The organism is Saccharothrix sp. S26, from assembly GCF_021390395.1.
Taxonomy (GTDB): Bacteria; Actinomycetota; Actinomycetes; order Mycobacteriales; family Pseudonocardiaceae; genus Actinosynnema.
In genome coordinates this window covers 292,228-312,670 of record NZ_JAJUWT010000008.1, presented here as the reverse complement: position 1 = coordinate 312,670, position 20,443 = coordinate 292,228, and the positions used below count along the sequence as shown (strand labels likewise).

Annotated in this window: 20 protein-coding genes, 4 tRNA genes and 2 pseudogenes; 10 read left to right on the top strand and 16 right to left on the bottom strand. The window is 68.0% G+C overall.

The genetic code is table 11. The features are described 5' to 3' along the window. Window positions 1-164: 164 nt before the first annotated feature. Entirely contained in the window at window positions 165-458 is a 294-nt protein-coding gene (locus LZG04_RS15610; protein WP_233817510.1) for a hypothetical protein, read from the bottom strand. Between the two features lie 11 nt (window positions 459-469). Here LZG04_RS15610 and LZG04_RS42545 point away from each other — a divergent pair, with 11 nt between their 5' ends. Both LZG04_RS42545 and LZG04_RS15600 read left to right on the top strand, forming a co-directional pair. Then, window positions 470-1,129, top strand: a complete 660-nt coding sequence (locus LZG04_RS42545; protein WP_233817508.1) for a hypothetical protein — start codon at window positions 470-472, stop codon at window positions 1,127-1,129. Further along, on the top strand, window positions 1,117-1,539 hold the full coding sequence (locus LZG04_RS15600; RefSeq protein ID WP_233817506.1) for an integrase core domain-containing protein: 423 nt from the start codon (window positions 1,117-1,119) through the stop codon (window positions 1,537-1,539). The genes LZG04_RS42545 and LZG04_RS15600 overlap by 13 nt, the downstream gene beginning before the upstream one ends. A 272-nt stretch (window positions 1,540-1,811) precedes the next feature. On the opposite strand, the gene LZG04_RS15595 is transcribed toward LZG04_RS15600, so the two are convergent. Further along, window positions 1,812-1,883 (bottom strand) — tRNA-Val (locus LZG04_RS15595). A 49-nt stretch (window positions 1,884-1,932) separates the two neighbouring features. Further along, a complete protein-coding gene (locus LZG04_RS15590; RefSeq protein ID WP_233817504.1) occupies window positions 1,933-2,361 on the bottom strand; it encodes a TIGR02611 family protein in 429 nt (142 codons plus the stop codon). A 792-nt stretch (window positions 2,362-3,153) separates the two neighbouring features. Between LZG04_RS15590 and LZG04_RS15585 the strand changes: the two genes are divergently transcribed. The 4 genes from LZG04_RS15585 to LZG04_RS15570 all read left to right on the top strand — a co-directional run bounded on the left by LZG04_RS15585 (window position 3,154) and on the right by LZG04_RS15570 (window position 4,002). Next, complete coding sequence (locus LZG04_RS15585; protein ID WP_073893954.1) at window positions 3,154-3,579, top strand: SsgA family sporulation/cell division regulator; 426 nt, start codon at window positions 3,154-3,156, stop codon at window positions 3,577-3,579. Window positions 3,580-3,723: 144 nt separating this feature from the next. Then, window positions 3,724-3,796: transfer RNA gene (locus LZG04_RS15580), tRNA-Gly, on the top strand. Between the two features lie 58 nt (window positions 3,797-3,854). Continuing rightward, a tRNA-Cys gene (locus LZG04_RS15575) sits at window positions 3,855-3,926 on the top strand. 1 nt (window position 3,927) lies between these two features. Continuing rightward, window positions 3,928-4,002 (top strand) — tRNA-Val (locus LZG04_RS15570). Between the two features lie 14 nt (window positions 4,003-4,016). Here the strand turns inward: LZG04_RS15570 and LZG04_RS15565 are convergent. Both LZG04_RS15565 and LZG04_RS43030 read right to left on the bottom strand, forming a co-directional pair. Continuing rightward, window positions 4,017-4,709 carry a site-specific integrase gene (locus tag LZG04_RS15565; protein WP_308199107.1) on the bottom strand — a complete coding sequence of 231 codons (693 nt, stop codon included), beginning with the start codon at window positions 4,707-4,709 and terminating at the stop codon, window positions 4,017-4,019. A gap of 194 nt (window positions 4,710-4,903) precedes the next feature. Further along, window positions 4,904-5,014: pseudogene (locus LZG04_RS43030) on the bottom strand (hypothetical protein); the annotation flags it as partial. Between the two features lie 1,482 nt (window positions 5,015-6,496). On the opposite strand from LZG04_RS43030, the pseudogene LZG04_RS42540 reads away from it, so the two are divergent. Next, a pseudogene (locus LZG04_RS42540) lies at window positions 6,497-6,844 on the top strand (transposase); the annotation flags it as partial. 366 nt (window positions 6,845-7,210) lie between these two features. Here LZG04_RS42540 and LZG04_RS15555 read toward each other — a convergent pair. After that, complete coding sequence (locus tag LZG04_RS15555; protein WP_233817500.1) at window positions 7,211-7,564, bottom strand: hypothetical protein; 354 nt, start codon at window positions 7,562-7,564, stop codon at window positions 7,211-7,213. Window positions 7,565-7,682: 118 nt separating this feature from the next. Here LZG04_RS15555 and LZG04_RS15550 point away from each other — a divergent pair, with 118 nt between their 5' ends. Continuing rightward, window positions 7,683-8,219 carry a transposase gene (locus tag LZG04_RS15550; protein ID WP_233817498.1) on the top strand — a complete coding sequence of 179 codons (537 nt, stop codon included), beginning with the start codon at window positions 7,683-7,685 and terminating at the stop codon, window positions 8,217-8,219. On the opposite strand, the gene LZG04_RS15545 is transcribed toward LZG04_RS15550, so the two are convergent. From LZG04_RS15545 to LZG04_RS15515, 7 genes are all read right to left on the bottom strand, one after another. After that, on the bottom strand, window positions 8,131-9,030 hold the full coding sequence (locus LZG04_RS15545) for an IS3 family transposase (RefSeq protein ID WP_233817496.1): 900 nt from the start codon (window positions 9,028-9,030) through the stop codon (window positions 8,131-8,133). The two genes, LZG04_RS15550 and LZG04_RS15545, sit on opposite strands and share 89 nt — an antisense overlap. A gap of 92 nt (window positions 9,031-9,122) precedes the next feature. Next, the gene (locus LZG04_RS15540; protein WP_233817494.1) at window positions 9,123-9,329 is read right to left on the bottom strand and encodes a transposase; all 207 of its coding nucleotides are present in this window, start codon (window positions 9,327-9,329) and stop codon (window positions 9,123-9,125) included. Between the two features lie 156 nt (window positions 9,330-9,485). Further along, on the bottom strand, window positions 9,486-10,199 hold the full coding sequence (locus LZG04_RS15535) for a hypothetical protein (protein WP_233817492.1): 714 nt from the start codon (window positions 10,197-10,199) through the stop codon (window positions 9,486-9,488). A 184-nt stretch (window positions 10,200-10,383) separates the two neighbouring features. Continuing rightward, entirely contained in the window at window positions 10,384-10,872 is a 489-nt protein-coding gene (locus LZG04_RS15530; RefSeq protein ID WP_233817490.1) for a hypothetical protein, read from the bottom strand. A gap of 642 nt (window positions 10,873-11,514) precedes the next feature. Continuing rightward, window positions 11,515-11,766: a tyrosine-type recombinase/integrase gene (locus tag LZG04_RS15525; RefSeq protein WP_267936549.1), complete on the bottom strand. Its 252-nt coding sequence runs from the start codon at window positions 11,764-11,766 to the stop codon at window positions 11,515-11,517. A 73-nt stretch (window positions 11,767-11,839) separates the two neighbouring features. Continuing rightward, window positions 11,840-12,448 carry a PolC-type DNA polymerase III gene (locus LZG04_RS15520; protein WP_233817486.1) on the bottom strand — a complete coding sequence of 203 codons (609 nt, stop codon included), beginning with the start codon at window positions 12,446-12,448 and terminating at the stop codon, window positions 11,840-11,842. Continuing rightward, the gene (locus tag LZG04_RS15515) at window positions 12,424-12,969 is read right to left on the bottom strand and encodes a hypothetical protein (protein ID WP_233817484.1); all 546 of its coding nucleotides are present in this window, start codon (window positions 12,967-12,969) and stop codon (window positions 12,424-12,426) included. Before LZG04_RS15515 ends, LZG04_RS15520 begins: the two co-directional genes overlap by 25 nt. Window positions 12,970-13,023: 54 nt before the next feature. Between LZG04_RS15515 and LZG04_RS15510 the strand changes: the two genes are divergently transcribed. Then, window positions 13,024-13,716 (top strand): hypothetical protein, encoded by a 693-nt coding sequence (locus tag LZG04_RS15510; protein WP_233817481.1) that lies wholly within the window; start codon window positions 13,024-13,026, stop codon window positions 13,714-13,716. Between the two features lie 285 nt (window positions 13,717-14,001). Here the strand turns inward: LZG04_RS15510 and LZG04_RS15505 are convergent, their stop codons facing one another. The 3 genes from LZG04_RS15505 to LZG04_RS15495 all read right to left on the bottom strand — a co-directional run bounded on the left by LZG04_RS15505 (window position 14,002) and on the right by LZG04_RS15495 (window position 19,693). After that, complete coding sequence (locus LZG04_RS15505; protein ID WP_233817479.1) at window positions 14,002-15,750, bottom strand: PKD domain-containing protein; 1,749 nt, start codon at window positions 15,748-15,750, stop codon at window positions 14,002-14,004. A gap of 108 nt (window positions 15,751-15,858) precedes the next feature. Then, entirely contained in the window at window positions 15,859-18,717 is a 2,859-nt protein-coding gene (locus tag LZG04_RS15500; protein ID WP_233817477.1) for an AAA family ATPase, read from the bottom strand. A 544-nt stretch (window positions 18,718-19,261) separates the two neighbouring features. After that, window positions 19,262-19,693, bottom strand: coding sequence for a hypothetical protein (locus tag LZG04_RS15495; protein WP_233817475.1), 432 nt, complete (start codon window positions 19,691-19,693; stop codon window positions 19,262-19,264). 112 nt (window positions 19,694-19,805) lie between these two features. Here LZG04_RS15495 and LZG04_RS15490 point away from each other — a divergent pair, with 112 nt between their 5' ends. Continuing rightward, entirely contained in the window at window positions 19,806-20,075 is a 270-nt protein-coding gene (locus tag LZG04_RS15490; RefSeq protein ID WP_233817473.1) for a hypothetical protein, read from the top strand. Window positions 20,076-20,443 lie beyond the last annotated feature (368 nt).

Genomic DNA, 20,443 nt, shown 5'->3' with positions numbered 1-20,443 from the left:
TGATGCAGGAGCATGATCGTGAAGCGTGCTTGATGAGCCGGACGACGGGTTCTCCGCAGCTCCCGAGCTGCGGAGAACCCGTCATCGATCAACTCCGCCTCTGGCAGTCCCCAAGTGAACTGGTGCGGCTGCTGCCTACGCGGATGGCGACACGGGTGTCGTGGTCAGGCGGTGCAGAGGACGCCGTTGAGGGCGACGTTGGAGATCTTGACGGCAGGCCAGTCGGGGTTGAGCCCGTCGAACGCGAAGCGGACGGAACCGCCGGGCGGCAGGTAATCGTTCCAGTCGAAGGGGGTGATGCTGATGGAGCCCCAGTCGTTGGAGTACCTGCCGTGACCGGAGAAGGACTCGATGGTGACGCCGGGGCGCAGGTTGAACCCGACGTGCCTGTGGGGTGTCAGAAGTCTGCATTGGGCTGCCGAGCTGCGACGATCGCGCACGCTGGACCACCAGGGCATGATCGTGGGGTGTGGCGTTACGACTGCTTTACCTGCTCTTCGTCCGGCTCGTCGGCTGGCTGATTCTGCTCGGCCGGTCATCCGCGGCCAAGGACGTGGAGTTGCTGGTGCTGCGGCACGAGGTCGCCGTTCTGCGCCGGACCAACCCCCGCCCGAGGCTGGACTGGAACGATCGTGCTGTGCTCACCGCGCTGGTTCGCCGACTCCCCCGACGGCTGTGGGAGCACCGGTTGGTGACACCGGGAACCATCCTGCGCTGGCATCGACGCCTGGTCGCGAGGAAGTGGACCCACCCGAACCGCACCGGCCGACCGCCGGTCAACGACACCTTCATGACGTTGATCGAACGCATGGCTCGGGAGAACACCGGCTGGGGCTACCGCAGGATCCAGGGCGAGCTGCTCAAGCTCGGCCACCGGGTAGCCGCCTCAACGGTTCGCCGCGTGCTCAAGCGCCTGCGAATACCGCCAGCACCCCGGCGTGACACCGACCTGTCATGGCGACGGTTCCTCCGCGCCCAGGCCACGAGGATGTTGGCCTGCGACTTCTTCCACGTCGACTGCGTCGTCACCCTCAAACGCGTGTACGTGTTCTTCGTAATGGAAGTCGCCACCCGCTACGTCCACATCCTCGGCACCACCACCAACCCGAACGGCCCGTGGACCACGTAACAAGCCCGCAACCTGCTCATGGACCTCGGAGACCGGGCAGACGACCTCCGGTTCCTCATCCGCGACCGGGCTGGCCAGTTCACCCCTCGTTCGACGCGGTCCTCTCCGACGCAGGCATCCAGGTCGTGAAGATCCCACCACGGTGTCCGCGAGCCAACGCCCACGCCGAACGGTTCGTCGGCACAGTCCGACGCGAAGCCACCGACCGACTTCTCATCATCAACGAACACCACCTGCGAGCGGTACTCGACCGCTACGCGGCCCACTACAACCACCGCCGACCACACCGAGCACTCCAACTCGCACCACCACAACCGGACCGGCCGATCGCAGAGCCGGACTACGCCTCAATACGCCGTCGACCAGTCCTCGGTGGCCTGATCAACGAGTACGAACCTGCAGCAGCATAATCGCAGTTCAGAGCATGCGGCCGACTTTTGACACCCCACACGGCGTCATGGGCGTCTACTCCCACGTCACCCGGCCGATGATCGACGCGATGCTCGCCGCACTCCACCACCGCTGGGAGCAAACCCGGGAGCAACCGGGGAGCAGGAACCCATGACCACCTTCGCAAATACGGAGGTGGTCAAGATCATCCGCTCCCAAATTGCTCCCCGCAACGATCAACGGCCCGTAGACGAAGATCGTCTACGAGCCGCTGACCTGCAAAAACATACTGTGGGCGATACTGGGATCGAACCAGTGACCTCTTCGGTGTGAACGAAGCGCTCTCCCGCTGAGCTAAACGCCCTTATTCGGTTCTCACTCCCGCTCTCGCGGTGTGGCCATAGCTTACAACATCATCCCCGGGAACCAAAAATCGGGCTGTCCAACCAGCTCCACTCCAGACCGAACCAGCCGCCGACCAGCGCGAACGCGCCGAGCAGCCAGCACGTCGCAACGACGACGAGGCCGGTGGCCGCCAGCACGAGCCCCTTCACCAAGAGGTTCTGCCGCTTCAGCCACGCGACCCAGGCGTCGTAGTAGCGCTTGGCGAACCGCAGGACGCGCCCCGCCCACTCGAACTCGGTGGCGAGGATCGCCAGGCCGGCGAAGACGACGAGCCAGCCCGGCCCCGGGTACGGGATCATCAGCACGCCCGCGACCAGCACCAAGCCGCCGACCACGCCGACACCGATGCGGTAGGTCAGGTTCAGCGCGGGGTTGCGCCGGAACCGGTGGCGGAAACCGGAGCCCTTGTCGGTGTCTTCGCGCTGTTCTGTGCTCATGCGCACATCATCACTCATCGGTGGTCCACACGGGGCCTACCTGGCCCGATACCAGTGCGGTCGCCGCCTGCACGGGTGCCGCGCGGCCCAGTTCGGAGCGACTTCCCGAAGCTGTCACCGACGGCCGTCCGAGGAGTACGCCGACATTCGCACGTCTGAAGTATCCGCCGTGACGTCGAATGTGGCCAATGCCACAAGGTTCGCGGTACCGGTTCCGCCGGCCCGACCACAGCGTCCGCGCGCAGCATCACGGCCCAACCCACTTCCCTAGGTTGCACTCCGCAGCGCGCGCTCCACCTGCTCCGCTTGTGCGCGGAATCCGTTCAACGGGTCGAATCGGACACGCACACCACCCGCCACGACGAGCACTGGAACCCAACCCCGAGCAGGTGTGACGTTGCGCTCGGAAACCTCGTCAGCCAAGGGCGCACTTCGTCTACGCTGGGCGTTCTCGCGGCGGGCCGCGTCGACCGCGCGGTGGTGGCACCACGGTCCACGGCCAGGTGCCGAAGCCGTCGTGGGAGAGGTCGCACGCCGGGTTGCGCCAGGGGTCGAGGACCGCGCGTCCAACATTCGCGCAACAGCCGGTACCGGGGTCAGGGCAAACCCAGCAAGATGGGGGCAGCCTGACCCCAGTGGACACGGAACGCATCGAGGTGGTCGCCCAGTGGAGTTGCATGGGCCCGATCGGGTGATAAACCATCTGAAGTCGAGCGTTCCTCGCCACATATACGTCACATGTAGAGAACTCGGTCGTTCCATTGGCCGGGAAGGGAGAAGAGGGTAACGACGATGCGCAATGACCACGTGACACTCCGCTCAACAGCGGTTTTCGACCTGCTGGCGCCGCGGACCCCGGCCGTCCCGGTGCAGGTGGAGCTTCGCTATGACACGAAAGACCCGTACGCGGTAGTCGCCGCGTTCCGCACCGGCCGCGCCGGGTGGGTGGAGTGGGTGTTCGCCCGCGACCTCCTCGCCGACGGCCTGATCGCCGACGCGGGTGACGGTGACGTCCGGATCCGCCCGGCCGCCGACGACCCCGAGGTCGTGGTGATCGAACTCAGCTCGCCGTCCGGCCACGCCATGTTCGAGGCCTCGGCGCAGGAGCTGGCCGACTTCCTCGACCGGACCTACGACGTCGTGGTGCCCGGCAACGAGCACCTGTGGGTCGACGTCGACGAGGCCCTGACCCACCTCATCTCCAACGATCTGACGTAAAAGCGCAGGTAGCGGGCCTGCGAGGGGATCAAGCCACCCCCGATTTGATCCCGCTGCGGTGCATGTAATAAAGTTCCTCTCGCACCGGGGAAGACCGGAACGACAAGCCCCAAAAGGGAAGGTTCCGCGAAATCCACGGAGCATGCGGATGTAGCGCAGTTGGTAGCGCATCACCTTGCCAAGGTGAGGGTCGCGAGTTCGAGTCTCGTCATCCGCTCGGCAGAGGGCCCCTTGGGCTCAGGCCTGACTCCTGGGTGCTAGCCTTCAGGAATCACGGCGGAGTGGCCGAGTGGCTTAGGCAAGGGCCTGCAAAGCCCTGTACACGGGTTCGATTCCCGTCTCCGCCTCGGACGATTAGCTCAGCGGGAGAGCACTACCTTGACACGGTAGGGGTCACTGGTTCAATCCCAGTATCGTCCACCATCTATAAATGCAGGTCAGACAGCCCGTCGGTGATCTTCACCGGCGGGCTGTTCTGCTGTCGTGGGAGCAAATTGGGAGCAAACGATCTTGGTGTGATCGTCGACACCGTATGTGGTCACCCCTCCCGAACCCTTGGGAGCGACCAGCGAACGTCCCCACCGCCGCTGCAGCCTGTCGAGCATCGCGTCCACCATGACCTGGGTCACATGCGAGTAGGTGCCCCGGACTCCGGCCATCCGATGCCCGAGGCGCTTGTACTGGAGGATCTCCGGCACGCCGTCCTCGATGAGCCATGTCTTGTGCGTGTGACGTAGGTCATGGAGGTGCAGACCAGGGTGGACGGGCGCCCACCCTCGGGTCGAATCGCCGTTGACTAGGGGCAACCAGACCCGCCGCCGGAAGTTCGACCGACGCAGCAGCCCTCCGTCCAGACCAGTGAAGACGTGTTCCTGCATCCGGCCGGTCCGGTGCTCGGTGAGCAGGTCGACCAGGAACGGCGGCAGATGCACGGTGCGGACGCCCGCCTTCGACTTCGGAGGTCCCAGCTCCAACCGGCCGCCCACCTCGTGCAAGGCACCCTTGTCCGGGTCGATCGTGATGACCCCGCGGGCCAGGTCCACCCGGCCCCACCGCAGCCCGGCCAGCTCGCCCCACCGCAGCCCTGTGTACGCCGCCGTGACCCCAACACGCTGTCCGCTGGTGAACACCGCTGCGCCATGGCCCGCACCTGCCACGGCGAAGCATGAGGCCGCTCGTCATGATCACCGGTGTTGACCCGCAACCGCCGACACGGGTTCGCCCCGATCAACCCCTCGTCGACCGCCTCACCCAACAACATCGACAACAGCGTTACGACATCGCCCACGGTGCGCTCGGCCAACGACCGCCGCAGCGTCTTGACCCACCCCTTCACCGCGATCCGCGAGATCTCCTTCAACGGCACGTCACCGAACCGCGGCAACACGTGGTTGCGCAGGTGCGAGTCGTACTTCGCCCAAGTTGTCGCACTCACATCGTGCGCGTCCGCCCAGGTCGGCACCCTCCCCCAGCGGCATTCCGCCCACCGACGGATCCACGAACGTCCCCCGACGCTGATCCGACTCGATGTCCCTCGCCCGACCGACCGCCACCGACCGCTCGGTGAACCCGGTCTCCGACCCCAACGTCCCGTCCGGCAACCGGTACCGCACCCGGAAACCCGAACCGTGCTTCTCCACCCACGCCATACCCGTCACTCCTCGTCGACGACGAAACCGCTCCCCAGCGGACGCAGCAGGCATGGACGCTCCATAAAGGACAGATGCAACCCGTATGTGGTCACCACGCCCGTCCGAAGCCGAGTGTCCGTCGATCGCTACAGTCTTGACCGGGACCGCCGACCACGAGAGGGACGCGCCCCTCCGGTCACGATCGCGCACAGGTCCTCGACCGAGAACCGAAGATGCTTACCGACGAACGTGCACGGAACCTCACGACGACCCGCCTTACGGCGAAGCCACGACTCCCGCACCGCCAACAACTCCGCCGCACGCGTCGGCATGAACGACAGCGACCCCCCGCCACCGGCAGCGGGCTCCACGCCCGTTCCCGTGTCGAGACCCCTGCCCGAAGCCGCCATCGTTCCTCCGCACAAGCTCAGTGCGCCCGCCATCGATGAGCGCGTCACCCCTGAACTCCGCAAAAAGGCATCGCAGGGGACACGCCGCACCGCACCCAACGAACACTTCAACCAAACGGGCTACACATCACCGACGTGTCCTCCGTGCGGGAGGCGACCGCTCGCGACCTGTTCAACTAGGTCTCCCGAGCCGCCTACTACGCGCACCGCGCCGCCCGCCCCTCCGCCCGCGTCCGGCACGACGCCGAGTTGACCGCCCGAGTGATCGCGATCCACGACGAGTCGCGCGGCACCTAAGGTGCACCAAGGGTGCACTCCGGACTGGCACGAGGGTGGCGACATTCCCGCAAGCGTGTCTCCGACTGTTACGCGAAGCGGTGGCCCACCACCGTCCCCGACCCCGACCCCGCCACGACCGTCCCACCGGACCTGATCCGACATCACCTAAGTCCACACTTGGCGAGGGTGGCTCTACCCGGCTACCGTGATCGACATCTCGCCTTACGTCGGGTGGTCGACTGGGCCACCACCGGCCACCTGCGCACCGACCTGGCCGCTCAGGCCCTCGACAACGCCGTGCGGCAACGACGCCCCGAGCCGGAGTGATCCCACTCCGACCGCGGCTGCCAATACACGTCCCACCGATTCGACACCCTCTCCGAGAACTTGAGCGTGCGTGGGGTTGACCCGTTTTGACGGATAGGGTCGATGAGTGTGGTCAGGCTACCCGGTCCACCGGGTGGTGAAGGGTTGCTTCGTAGGCGGCGGGGCTGAGGTAGCCGAGGCTGGAGTGCAGGCGGCGGGTGTTGTACCAGCCCTCGATGACCCTGTTGCCCAATTTCTGGGGCTCTCATCGTGGGGTGATCGTCGTCGTGCATGATCAACATGTTGGTCGTGTCCCGCATGCGAGTGGAGCTGTTGGTGTCGCTGCAACCACGGGCGTGGTCGGAAGTCCCTGAGTTGACCGCCCAGGTGGCGTGGGCGGCGTTTCCGGAGGGATGCTTGGCGATGAACGTCCGTGACCGGTTGGGGCTGTTGTTCGACGACGAGGTCTTCAGGTCGGCGTTCGGTGTCCGGGGCAGGCCGGGAATCTCGCCTGGGCAGTTGGCGTTGGTCAGCGTGTTGCAGTTCGCGGAGAACCTGACCGATCGGCAGGCCGCGCACGCGGTCAGGTCGCGGATCGACTGGAAGTACCTGCTGGGGCTGGAGTTGTCGCATACGGGCTTCGACTTCACGGTGCTCACCGGGTTTCGTGACCGTCTGCTCGCTCACGGTCTGGAAGAGACGGTCCTCGACATGCTGATCGGGCGGTTGACGGAGCTGGGCTTGGTGGTAGGCAAGGGTCGACAGCGGACCGATTCCACGCATGTGCTGGCCGCGGTCCGGTCGCTCAACCGCCTGGAGTTCGTCGGGGAGACGCTGCGGGCGGCGCTGGAGGCGTTGGCCGCAGCGTCACCGGAGTGGCTCGGTGGGTGGATGGAACCGGTGTGGCGGCAGCGCTACGGAGTGCGGACCGACGCCTACCGGCTGCCTCGGGCCGAGGACGAACGGGCCGCCCAAGCCCGACAGATCGGCGACGACGGTCACCGGCTAGTGGAAGCGGTCTTCTCGACCGTCGCACCGACATGGCTGCGCGAGATTTCCGCGGTGGAGATTCTGCGGTCCGTATGGCTTCAGCAGTACCACCGTGTCGGTGACGGCATCGAACAGGCTGCGTCCTTGCGGGGAAAGGACGATCTCCCACCCAGTCGAGACCGGATCACCTCCCCGTACGACACCGATTCCAGATACGGGATGAAGCGAGGGATGGGGTGGGACGGTTACAAGGTTCACCTCAGTGAAACCTGCGACGGCACTGCCCAGACCGGGCGGCCCCACCTGATCACCGACGTCCTGACCACCGACGCCACCGTGAACGACGCCGTGGTCCTCGATCAGATCCACCAGCGCCTCCGCGACAAGGACCTACTGCCCGCCGAACACCTCGTCGACGCTGGCTACACCTCCGCCGAACTGCTACTGGGAATCCCAGGTCGAACACGGCGTGGCCGTTGGCGGTCCGGTGCGATCGAACACCACTCGACAGGCCAACGGACACAAGACCTTCAGCACGGAAGCCTTCGAGATCGACTGGTCGGGCAGACAGGCCACCTGCCCGACCGGAGCAACCAGCAAGTACTGGACCGAAGGCTTCGACAGCGGCAAGCGTCCGGCGATCCGGATCCGGTTCGCCACCGGCACCTGCGCGCCCTGCCCTGTGCGCGACCAGTGCACCAGTTCACACCGCTACGGCAGGCAACTGACCGTCCGCCCTCAGGAGCAAAACGTTCCGCTCGAACGTGTCCGGGCAGAGCAGGCCACCGAGTGGAAGCAACGCTACGCCACCCGTGCCGGTGTCGAGGGCACCATCCACCAAGCCGTCGCCGTCACCGGAGTACGCCGCTCACGCTACACAAGCCTGGCCAAAACGCATCTCGCGCACATCTTCACCGCTGCCGCCGTCAACCTGATCAGACTGGACGCCTGGTGGAACGGAACACCACTCGCGCCGACCCGAATCTCCTACGTGGCTGGGCTCGACCTCGCTCATGCCGCATGAGAATTGGGCAACAGGGTCCCTCGATGTATTCGAAGATCGCCTTGTGCGCCCGGGTCCTGGTGGGCCAGGGCTGCCGGTCGAGCAGTTCGGTCTTGATCGTGGCGAAGAACGACTCGGCGACGGCGTTGTCCCAGCACTGGCCCTTGCGGCCGATCGACAGTCGGATGCCCAGGTCGTCGGCGAGGGTGGCGAGCTGGGCGGAGGTGTATTGGCAGCCCCTGTCGGCGTGGAAGATCACGCCGGGTTCGGGGCGTCGTTGGCGCACGGCATTGTCGAGGGCCGCGGCGACGAGGTCGGTGCGCAGGTGGTCGGCGGCGGCCCAGCCGACCACCCGGCGTGAGGCGATGTCGATCACGGTGGCCAGGTAGAGCCACCCCTCCCAGGTGTGGATGTAAGTGATGTCCCCGCACCATCGCGTGTCGACATCCGTTGCCGCGCAGGAGAAGTCGCGGCGGATCAGCTCGGCGGGGATGGTCGCGGTGGGGTCGGGGACGGTGGTGGTGCGCCACCGTTTCGGCGCGCGTCCGGCCCGTCCGGTCTCGCGCAGCAGACGGGCCACGCGTTTGCGGGAATGCCGATGCCCCCGGGCCCGCCACTCGGCGTGCACCCTGGGCGCGCCATAGGTGCCCCGCGATTCGTCGTGGATCGCGACGACCCGCGCGGTCAGCTCGGCGTCCTGTCGTGCTCGGGCGGTGGGCGTGGCGGTGCGGTGGGCGTAGTAGGCGGACCGGGAGACCTTCAGCAGCGTGCACGCCCGCTGGACGTTACCGCCGCGTGACTTCTCCGCCTCGATGAACGGGTAGACGTTCACCGGATCTCCTTGGCGAAGAAAGCCGTGGCGCGCTTGAGGATCTCCACGTCCTCGGTCAGGCGGCGGTTCTCCCGGCGCAGTCTCGCGAGCTCCTACCGCTCGTCGGTGGTCAACCCGTCGCTCCGGGTCCCGGCCTCACGCTCGGCCTGCACGACCCACTGCCGCACCGCGGTCTCGGTCAGGTCGAAATCCTTCGCGACCTGACCCACCGAGCTGTCACCACCCCTGCACAGCTCCACGATCTCGGACTTGAACTCCGGGGTGAACGACCGCCGAGGCCGCCGCTTCTTCCCGCCCATGGACTCCATGATGGGACATCCCTCCGGGAACCTGCGTCCCCTGATCTCGGATGTCCGTCAAAACGGGTCAGGCCCAAGGTGAACACTACTGACGTTTGCAAGGGGCGGTTGTCGACCCCTGTCGCCGAGCTCTCGCTCAGTGGCATGTCAGGACGTTCACGCCTGCGCTGTGGGTGGTGCGGCGGTGGGACAGGCGAGCGGGCTGACGAGATGCCACGTCTGCACCACGGCCCTGGCACGGTTCAAGTCAGGCACCCGTGCCGTCAACTCCGCGTCCAGCGAACTCTGGAAAACCAGCAGCTCGCCGTCGCTCCACCACTCCACGAGGGAGCCGCTCTCCCGTTCCAACCTGCGCAACAACGGATGGCGACGGCGAAGCTCTGCCATATGGCTCGTCACACGCTCAGGTCGCTCGATGGACAACAACTCCTGACGGTTGGCGAAGTCCAGCAGGGCGTCGCACTCAATGAAGTGGTCCAGGGACGGGAACGCGGGCAGGTCCACGTCGAACAGGCCGAACAGCAGTGTGCCGTCCGGCAGCAGGCTGCCACTGGACACGCCGTCAGGACGCTCGTCCATGATCGCGTACCAGAACTCGATGCGACCGGTGCCGGTGTCGACCTCGAGCACGGGCTCGAACACGATCTTCCCGCGCAAGGGACTGAGATAGGTTAGCCCCGAGTACCGCTGCTGCACCCACCGCAAGGCCGACAACGCCTGTTCGTCGCAGTAGCCGAGCACGGCACGCATCTCAGCCCGGCACCGGTCGTCGTCCGGACCGGTGTCCACAGCGACCCGATCAGCGTGTTCGGCGAGGAACGCCTGGGCGCGAGCACTCAACGGCGACGGCGAGTCGAGAACATGCCCCACCGAGCCTCACACCTTCCGGTCCACGGCCGCATCCACCTTGCCGAACTCTCACTGCACCCGCCGTTACGCCTCCATAACCAGCGCCATCGTAAGTCCCGCCCGAGCTACCTGCGGACGGAGGCAGGACCGCCATCTGGGGGTGGGGCACGCACTCGCTCGGCGGCACGAGCGGACAGCGCACTGCTCAGAGGCCGAGCTGGTGGGTGGAGAGCCAGTCGGTGTGACGGCGTTTCAAAGTGTCGCGTTCACCGGTCGTGGGCAGTAGTACGTCGGCGCCTCCGTCGTACGGGTGGTGAACGCGGTCGGAGGACAGGCTGGTGATCATGACCTCGCCGGTGGCGTCGTCGGCCACTGCGCGGAGCAGGTCGTCCACGAGACCGGTTCTCCAAAACCTGCGGCCGACGTGCAGGTGGGTATAGGTGCTGAAGTCCGGGTCTGTTTCATCCTCGTCGGTGCGCACGGACGTCCAGTGACGGGCGCCGGGGTTCCACAGCGCGTGTTGTGCGGACAGAGCCGGGGCATCGGATGCGTCCGACCAGTCGGCCGTGACGATCCAGACCTCCTGTCCGTGGAACAGTTCGTCCAGGACCGCGTTGTAGCGACGAAGCACGGTGTCGTACTCGGCGTCGGTGTCGGGATAGCGCTTGGACCCAGGCAGGCTGTCGAAACGCACCCACCGGTCACTGAAGGCGTGTTTCAGGTCATGGGCCAACGGAGGGCACTCAGCCACTGCCGCCACCACAGCGCTGACAAGTCGTCATCCGACACACGATCACCCTCTCCCCCCAGCAGTCGACCGAGTCTCTCCGCCTCCCCCAGGTCGACCAAGCCCGCTGAACCTACGCGTGGCGCCATCCGCACGCAGCCCGCTATCCGCTTATCGACAGAAGCGGACGTTCCAAACGCGCGACTCGCGGCATGAGCGACCGCCGACTCACTACGTACGACCAACGCCCTGGGAGCAGCGCTGTGGGAGCAGATTGGGAGCCACAGGATGCGCCCAACCGCACCCAACGGCTCGGAGCTGCGGTCAACTGCACCCACACAACCTGGCGAAGGCGTGTTTCCGCAGGTCAGAGAAGCTGGCGATGTACGTTGACACGGTAGGGGTCACTGGTTCAATCCCAGTATCGTCCACCAGAGAAGTGCAGCTCAGAGGGCCTGTCGGCGATCACCGCCGACAGGCCCTCCGGCGTTGGACCGTCATCTGACCGTGAGCCTCGCCCCGGCTCGTCGGCACCGCGATACGCCAACGCCTGGTCGACCGGCACGGGACCAGGGCGAGTTCCTGTTCCTTGCCAGACCCACGTTCTGATCATCCGACCGTCAGGCTGACCGTGGGATCCGCCACGCTGGTATGACGGTGGCGAACGCGCTCGAACGCCGCCAGGTCCGCCTCGTCGGGCTCGGCAAGAGTGTGCAGGTACCTCTCGGTGGCCCGAAGACCGGCGTGGACGAGGCGTTCACGGACGGTCTGGATGTCGGTGCCACCGGCGAGCAGCCAGGAGGCATGCGCGTGGCGCAGGTCATACATCTCAACCCGACGCGTGATCCCCGCTGCGGCCAGGGCCGGTGTCCGGCTCGCGCTCGATCAGCAGAAACAGCAAGTCATCGAGCATGTCCGGTTCAACAGCTCCCAGCTACAAGGTGCTGCGCTCAGACCCCATGACGAGATTCCGCACATCGTGAGGCGTGTGGGTCAGGTAGTGACGCAGCAGATCGGCGGTGGCCTTGGCGTCAGCGAGGGCTCGGTGAGCCGTGCCACCAGTGGTGGGTATGCCGATCACGGTGAGGCAGTCGTGCAGTTTGCGACGACCTGCCTGGTGGACGTGCAGGTCGAGCTTCATCGTGCACAGCGTCGCGCTCAACGCGAGCCGGACGTGGGTGCGGGCGAACTCCGCGTTCAGGAAGTTCAAGTCGAACGAGGCGTTGTGGGCTACGACGACGGCGTCCGCCAAGTGAGCGGCAAGGGTGGGGGCGATGTCGGCGAACGCGGGAACGCCCACCACGTCGTCCTCAGTGTTGCCGCGGGTCTCGGAGGCGGCAAGTGGGCGTTGCGGGTTGACCAGTGCGCTCCACTCCCCCATGACGGAGCCGGCGAAGCCGGTCGTTTCGACGTCCACGACCGCGTAGGCCTTCGGGGTGGTGACGAGCGGTGCCGGGACAGAAGTGGTTCCGGTGACGACGTCGACTTCGTACTCGGGCAGCCGATCGACCAGGTCGGTCAGTGCGGAACGAGCCCCTGCCATGTCGAGTGCCCGGCGGCGTAGCCGCGGGTGCGCAGTGGCTTGCCGAGATGGACGTCGTGCTTCTCCACCGTCGTGTCGGGCAGGGCGGCGGCGATGTCCTCGGCGGGGATGTCGTCTTCCAGGATTAGTTGCTGGAGGACCGCGCGCAGCTGGGCCGGTGTGCACTGGGGCACGGTGAAGGCGACGCCGTCCCGGACGGCCGGCACGCCCGCACGGGTCAGCCAAGCCGTCAGGGTGTTGAGGATGCGATCGCCGCGCCACGGGAAGACGATGGTGTCGTTGCCCGTGGCCAGCGCGGGGTTTCGGGCGAGGTCGAAGCGGCGGTAGGCCGCGCATCCTTCGTCGAGGAGGCGTTGAGCGGTGGCGTCGAGGTAGCTGAGCAACTGCGAATCGACGTCGACACGGCCCGGCAGCGGTACGAGGACGCCGATAAGACGCACGACGAAGCACTCCGCCGCTACGGCGAGTTCTCTCAACGGCACCACACGCTGATCACCCGGCCCGGCGCCGCCGAACTGCACGCGAAAGCACACGAACGACTGGCAGTGCTGGCAGACGAGGTCGAGGAGTACCTCGTGGCTGAGATCCAGCGCACCGTCTTGCGCGACGAGTTGGAAGCCTACGAACGGGAGCACTCGTCACCGCTGCTCGAGACCGCCGGACGCATCCTCGAAGAGCTGACTGGAGGGCGTTACGTCGCCCTGCACACGCACAGCGACGCCAACGGGCGGTCGTTGCGCATCGTCGGCGCCGATGACCGACCCCGGAAACCGGACGAACTGTCGGAGGGGACGGCCGACCAGGCGTTCCTCGCCCTTCGCCTGGCCGGCATCGAGTCGTTGCAGGACGCCAGGCGGACCCGCGGGCTCCCGGCGCTGCCGGTCGTCCTCGACGACGTGCTGATGACCTTCGACGACACCAGAGCCGCCGCAACGCTCAAGGTGATGGCACGGCTCGCACGGCGGTGGCAGATCGTCGTCTTCAGCCACCACACCCACCTACGCCAAGTCGCCGAAGGCGTCGAGTCGGACAACCTCACCATCGTCGAACTGGCCGTCCCTTCCCCGATCGACTCCACGCGCACCCCGCAGCGAATTCGCGACGCCGCGCGCGAGCGCATCGTGGTCCGCAACCACCCCGAGCCCGCCGCGGACACCACGAAGACGGTCGACCCGACTCTTGTCCGGGCGTGGGCGCGCCGAACCGGCAGGCAAGTGGCCGACCGCGGCCGGATCTCGCAAGACGCCTACGAAGCCGCTCACAGCTGAACCCGTGTGACCGGGTGCAGCGGATCACTCCGTGCCGGCGCAGCGCTGAAACCGGTGTCCTCACGGCAGTCGACCTCCGATCGGACCGATCTGCCCAACCGGATGCCCGCTGGATCCGCGGCCCGTGGATGCGCCTCCTCCCGCAACCGCCGGTAGACGTGCACGGGTCGTGGACGAACGCGAGTCCAGCGCCGTGGGCGTGCTCGTGCCGGTCATGTCTCCCGCTCCGGCACGCTGACCGGCGTTTCCGGCGAGAATCCCGGAAACGCCGGTCAGCGCCCGTGCCTACTGGCTGAAGCAGAAGCCCTGTGTGCTGAAGCTCCAGCACTGGATTTGTTTGCTGGCGGTGTTCTTGTTGCCCGCGCGGTCGGTCACCGTGAGCTGGGCGGTGTAGGTCGCCTGACGGTTCGGGTACGTGTGGGTCGTGGTGGCGCCGGTTCCGGTCTGCCCGTCACCGAAGTTCCAGGCGTACGAGGTGATGTCGCCGTCGGGGTCGGTCGAACCGGTGCCGTTGAAGGAGCACGCGGCCCACTGGCAGAGCACGGAGAACGCGGCCTTCGGCGCACCACCGCTCGGCGTGCCTGCCTGCACCTGCTTGGACGTGGTGCCGGTCGTGCCGTCGTCGTCGGTGACGGTCAGCTTCACGGTGTAGGTGCCCGCCGTGGCGTAGGTGTGCGACGGGCGCACGCCGGTGCCGGTCTTGCCGTCGCCGAAGTCCCAGGCGTACGAGGAGATCGTGCCGTCCGGGTCGGTGGAACCGGACGCGTCGAAGGTGCACGACAGCGACGGGCAGTCGGCGGTGAACGACGCCGTAGGGTTGCCCGGTTGGGTGCCGCCGCCGAGATCCTTGACGTACAGCAGGCTGTTCGGCGAGCCCTTCAGGTCGGTGATCTTGCCGGTGGTGGCCGTGCTCACGACCTTCGCGTTGGCGTCGGCCACCGAGATGGTCGGGTTGGCGCTCGTGGCCAGCGCGAGCGCGCCCGCGACGTGCGGGCTCGCCATCGACGTGCCGCTCATCTGGCCGGTGCCGCCGCCGTTGGTGGTGGACGTGATGCCCGTGCCCGGCGCGAACAGCTCGACGCAGGTGCCGTAGTTCGACGACTGGGTGCCGGCCCACACGCTGCGCCGGTCCTGGTTGTCCGACGCGGCGACGGTCAGCACACCCGACGCGCCGGCAGGGCTGACGTTGCACGCGTCCTGGCCCTCGTTGCCCGCCGCGACGGCCCACGCCACCCCGGCGTTGACCGAGGCGGTGACCGCGTCGTTCACCGCGGAGCTGCGGCTGCCGCCGATGGACATGTTGGCCACCGCGGCCTGCGGTGCGTGGTCGGTCACCCAGTCGATGCCGCCGATGACCGCGTCCCACGAACCGCTGCCGCTGCAGTTCAGCACTCGCACGGCCACCAGCTTCACGTTCTTCGCCACGCCGTAGGTGCCGCTGCCGATCGTGCCGCCGACGTGCGTGCCGTGGCCGTGGCAGTCGCTCGCGTCGGCGTCGTTGTCGATGAAGTCCCAGCCGCTGCCGGCCCGACCCCCGTAGCCGGGGTGGTCGAGGTCCATTCCGGTGTCGACGACGTACGCGGTGACCCCGGACCCGTCGTTCGGTGCCGTGTAGCTGTTGTCCAGCGGCAGGTCTCGCTGGTCGACGCGGTCCAGCCCCCACGTCTCGGTCGCGTGCGCGACGGCGTTCTGCTCGACGTAGCGCACCGCGGGGTCCGCGGCGAGCCGCTTCGCTCGTTCCTCGCTCATCCGCACGGAGAACCCGCGCAGCGCGGCGGAGTAGACGTGCCCGATCTTGCCGCCGTACCGCTCGGCGAGGTCACCGGCCTGGGCGCTCACACCCGCCCGGGTGCTCGCCGCCGCCGACGGGGTGCCCTCGAGCGCGACGATGTAACTGCCCTCGACCGCACCCACCGCCCCGGCGCCGAGGATGGAACCCTCGGCGGCCTGCGCGGTGCCGACGCCGCTCAGCGCCAGCGCGGCGGTCGAGGCGACGCCCAGGTAGATCACGGACAGCCTTCGTGATGTGGACATGCGTGACAAATCTCCGTTCGTGCTCGCAGGGGGAGATCAGATGCCCACCGAGCATCGGCAACGCGCGGGCCGCGAACAATCCGTAGCCCGGTCCGTACAGGTACGTGTCTATCGCGGACGGAACGTCCGCGGAATTGATTGCGTGAGGTCCTGCCTGGACTTGTGCCCCAGCTTGCGGAGAGCCTTGGTAACGTGCTGCTCCACCGTGCGCGGGGAGAGGTACAGGACGTCGGCGATCTCCCGGTTGGTCATACCCTGCGCGACCAGCCGGGAGACGTCCTGCTCACGCGGCGACAGCTGGTCGCCGTAGCCGCGCCTGCCGCGCCGCGAGCGGGGCGAGGCGCCGTGGGCGCGCACGTCGCGGCGGCACCGGGCGGCGTCGCGGGTGGCTGTGAGGTCTGAGAAGACGTCTGCGAGCGCGGCGATCTCCTCGTGGTCACCCGCCGCGATCGCCGCCCGCTCCGCCGCGAGCGCGGACAGGTACGGCGCCGGCAGCTCCCGGTACGCGGCCTGCGCGGCGCGGTAGTGGCCGACCGCCCGTACCGGGTCGTCGGCCTCCGCGAGCCTGCCCCAGCACAGCTCCAGCGCGGCGTGCACCAGCGGCGCGTCACGGCCCGCCACACCGTCCGCGACCTCCTTGACGAACCCGCTCGCGTCCTCACGACGACCCGCCGTGAGCAGGGTCGACACCGCCACGGGCGCGAGGTCGGCCGCCCACGACCACACGCCCTTGCGGCGCAGCACCCGCATGCCGTCCTCCACCGCGGCGACGGCCTTCCCGGTCTCGTCCTGTGACAGGTACGTCCAGGCCAGCCCGCCGAACCCGCCGATGGCGATCGGCGCGATCGCGTCGTCGGGCGCCTCGACACCGGTCGCCAGCAGGTGCGCCTCGGCCGCGGTCCACTCGCCCCTGGCGACCGCGAGCAGCCCCAGTACCAGCGACAGTTCACTGGCCACCGGCAGCAGCTCCCGGTAGTCGTCGAGGAGCTGCGTGGTGCGCTCGGCGAGCCCGTCCCACGCGCCGAGGTACCAGTCCAGCCGCACCTGTGTGGACTGCGCCGTGCTGGTCACGAACGCGCTGCCCGCCGACGCCGCCAGCCGCAGCCCGGTGCTCAGGAACTCCCGCGCCTGCCGGAAGTGACCGACCGACGTGCACGCGTCGGCCAGGTTGCAGCGGGCGCGGGCGAGCTGGCGCCGTTCGCCGATGGTCTCGACCGCCGGCGGCAGCGCACGCAGGTCGGCACGCACGCTCGGGTCACCCATGTGCAGGCGCGAGCCGAGCAGGTTGGCGAGCAAGGAGATCCGCAGCTCCGAGTCCTCGCACACCGCGAGCCTGCGTTCCGCCTCCGCCATCCACTCCTGCTGCTCGGCGAACGGGGTACCGCCGATGAACGGGGTGCCCAGCAACGCGATGCCCTTCGCCGCCAGGTCCGGCCGCTCGGTCAGCTCGCTGACGGCCAGGCGGATCTCCTCGCGCGCCGCCTCGATGCCGCCACGTTGCCGCACCAGCAGCAGCCCGATGAACAGCCGGACCTCACCGCGTGCCGCCACCGACAGGCGGTGGTCGGCGAGCACCCTGCCCAGCGTGGTGACCGGGTCGTGCTGGTCGACCCCGCTGTAGGCGAGCGACCCGAGCGCGACCGCGAGCCGGTCGACGTCCGAGGAGGACAGGTCCGGCTCGGCGAGCAGCCGCTGGAGCATCCTGGTCGCCGCCGCGATGTCCCCGACCCGTCCGGCCAGCTCCGCGGCCTGTTCGCCGTAGCGGAGCCAGTCCTCGGTCCGGCCTGCCAGCCTGCTGTGCTCGGCGAGCCGCACCAGCGGCGGCGGGTCGAGCCCGCGCAGTGACGTGATCGCGGCGACGTGCAGGAGCTGCCGGGCGGGCCCGGTGAGCGTGTCGCGGACGGCCTGTTGCGCGAGCGTGTGGCGGAAGCCGTACCGGGTGGGCTCCAGCTCGAACAGCACACCGCACTCGACGGCCGTGCCGAGCGCGCCGGGTGCGGTGTCGGGCGCGACCCGGGCGACCTCGGCGAGCGTGTCGACGGTGGCCGGGGCGGCGAGCACGGCCGCCGCGTGCACCAGCCGCTGTGTGGTGTCCGGCAGGCCGGCGAGCCGGTCGGCCATCGCGTCCCGCAGCAGCACCGGCACCTCGACGTCGTCGGACAGGGCGTCGTCGAGCAGTCCGTCCCGCGTCGTGCGCAGCGTGCCGAGCAACTCCTCCACCACGAACGGGATGCCCGCCGTGCGCTCGTGCAGCCGTGCCGCGAACCGAGCCGGCACCGCGTCACCGAGGATCGCGGCGGCCAGCTCCCCGACCTCCGGCACCGCGAGCGGTTCCAGCCGCAGCAGCACCCCGGCCACGTGGTCGGGCGGCCGGTACGCGGCGCCGAGCGGCAGGTCACCGGCCAGGTCCTCGCGCCGGTAGGTGACCACCACCGAAAGGTTCTGCGGCGGGTCGCTCATCACGAACCGCAACATCTGGCGCGTGCTGTCGTCGGCCCAGTGCAGGTCCTCGACCACCAGCAGCGCGGGACCGGCCGTGGCCAGCAGCTCACGGGCCGCGCGCAACAGCCGGTGCCGTTCGGCGGGCGGGTCACCGATCGGCGGGAGTGAGGGCGGCAGGACGTCGTCCAGTTCCGGCAGCAGCGGCCGCAGCGCGCCGCCGACCGGGCTCAGCGCGGGCTTCGGCCGCCCGGCGAGCGACCGCAACGCCTCGATGACCGCGCCGAACGGGAACGGCTCGCGCAGCGGGTGGCAGTGGCCGACCATCGCGTGACGGTCGGCGAGGCTCGGGTGGGCGAGCAACTCGTGCACCAGCCGGGTCTTGCCGACACCCGCCTCGCCCTCGATGATCACGACGGTCGACCTGCTGGTGACCGTGGACAGGATCGCGCGCAGCTCCTCACCCCGGCCGACGAGGACCGGTGAGGTCGTCCGCACCAGGCTCGTCCGCCGTGCTCCGCGCGTCATTCGGCAAGCGTAGGCACGGATGGTCACGACGGGGACAGACCAAGTCGGCCAATCGCCTACCCGTAGAGTTCCGCATGGGTGATGACGTGTCGGCGGATCGGAGGCTTCGCGTTCTCCAAGCGGTCACCGACAGCTCGGACCGCCAACGGCAGGCAGGCTCGAACCTCCCCCGCCGGGTGCGAGTTCCCAGCACGGCGCGGCGTCGTGGACACCAAGCACGTCGACGTGGAGCACCCTGCGGTCGCATGCAGGACGCCCACCCGCCGTTGTCGGGCATCCAGACGTGAGAAGTCCGCCAGGCCGACCACCACTTCGGTGGCGTCGCGGCAATCCCGGTCAGACCGAACCGCCGTGCGGCGGCAGCCGACCGAAGCCGAGGTCGAGCTCCGCGGATCAATCGGCACGTACGACCCGGACAACGCCATGCAATCCCGGCACCGGGGTGTCGCTACCCGAAGACTTCCGGTCACTCGACCTCGGCGTCGATCAAGCGCCACGTACGGGGCGCGGGAGCCGTTGGGTGGTGGCGAATGGACGCGGCTGGTCATCCCACGGCGATGCCGCGGGCCTTGAGGGTGTCTTCGGCGCCGGGGGCGGCCATCATGGCCTCGTCACCGCCGTGGATCACGCGGAGGTTGGGCAGCAGGGCGAGGTCGTCCAGTGAGGTGACGTCGAAGAGGTCGTCCTCTCCGTCCCAGAACGGCGAGCACTGGTGGTAGATCTCCAAGCCGCCGTCGGTGGTCAGTTCCTCCACGGCGGCCAGTTGGTCGGGGGTGATCTCCAAGTCGGTGAAGTACCGGCGGGCTTCCTCGAGGACGGTGTACAGCAGGTTCTGCTCGTACAGGTACTTCCACAGGTCGCCGGTGGCGCCCTTGGCGTGGAGGACGTCGGCGATCCGGAAACGAGGCTGGATCACCTCGTCCTGGTACATGAGCTTGTCGATGACCAGCAGCTTGAAGTTGAAGTCGCGGAACACGCCCCACTGTCTACCAAACCACCCCGACAATCCGAGCGGTCAACACACCTCCTGATCGCGATCGTGCACGCCGACGGCCGCCCAGTGGACAAGTCGAGCTGGTCGGGGTGAGGTGAGCGGGTCGGTCGAGGAACTGGAACTGTCGGAGGCGTTGGGCCGCCTGGCCGCTTACAACATGATCGACCTCACAGCGGACACGGTGACTGTGCACAACCTGGTCAGGGCCGTCACTTGCATCTCCGACCCGAACGACCCTCACCGACAGCCCATCGACATCACCACCGACCGTGACACCGACGGCACCGCCCACATCGAACGACTCCTCAACGATCTGGGTGGCTACCTCGACGGGCCCGGCTCACGGCCGCGCCGAACGCCCTGACATCGGCAGAAGCGGACGTGTCCAACGCGCGACTCGCGGCGTGAGCGGCCGCCGACGCTCCACGTATGACCAACCGCCTGGGAGCCAGTGCTGTGCGAGCGGATTGGGGCCGTTGGCTGCGTCCAACCGCAGCCAACGGCTCCCAATCACGGTCAACTGCACCCATGCAGCCTGCCGAAAGCTCGTTTCCGCAGCGCCCCGTCCTCGATCTTTAGGCCGGGCTTCCTGCGTTCCAGGCAAGATCAATGGCGATGGGCCACTCGGACGGTAGTGCCCGTAGGTCCGCGGCGACGGCCTTCAGGTGCGGGAACCATCGATGATTGTGGCCAGTTCGTCGTCCCGGAGGGCCGGCAGCGATCCGAGCCACC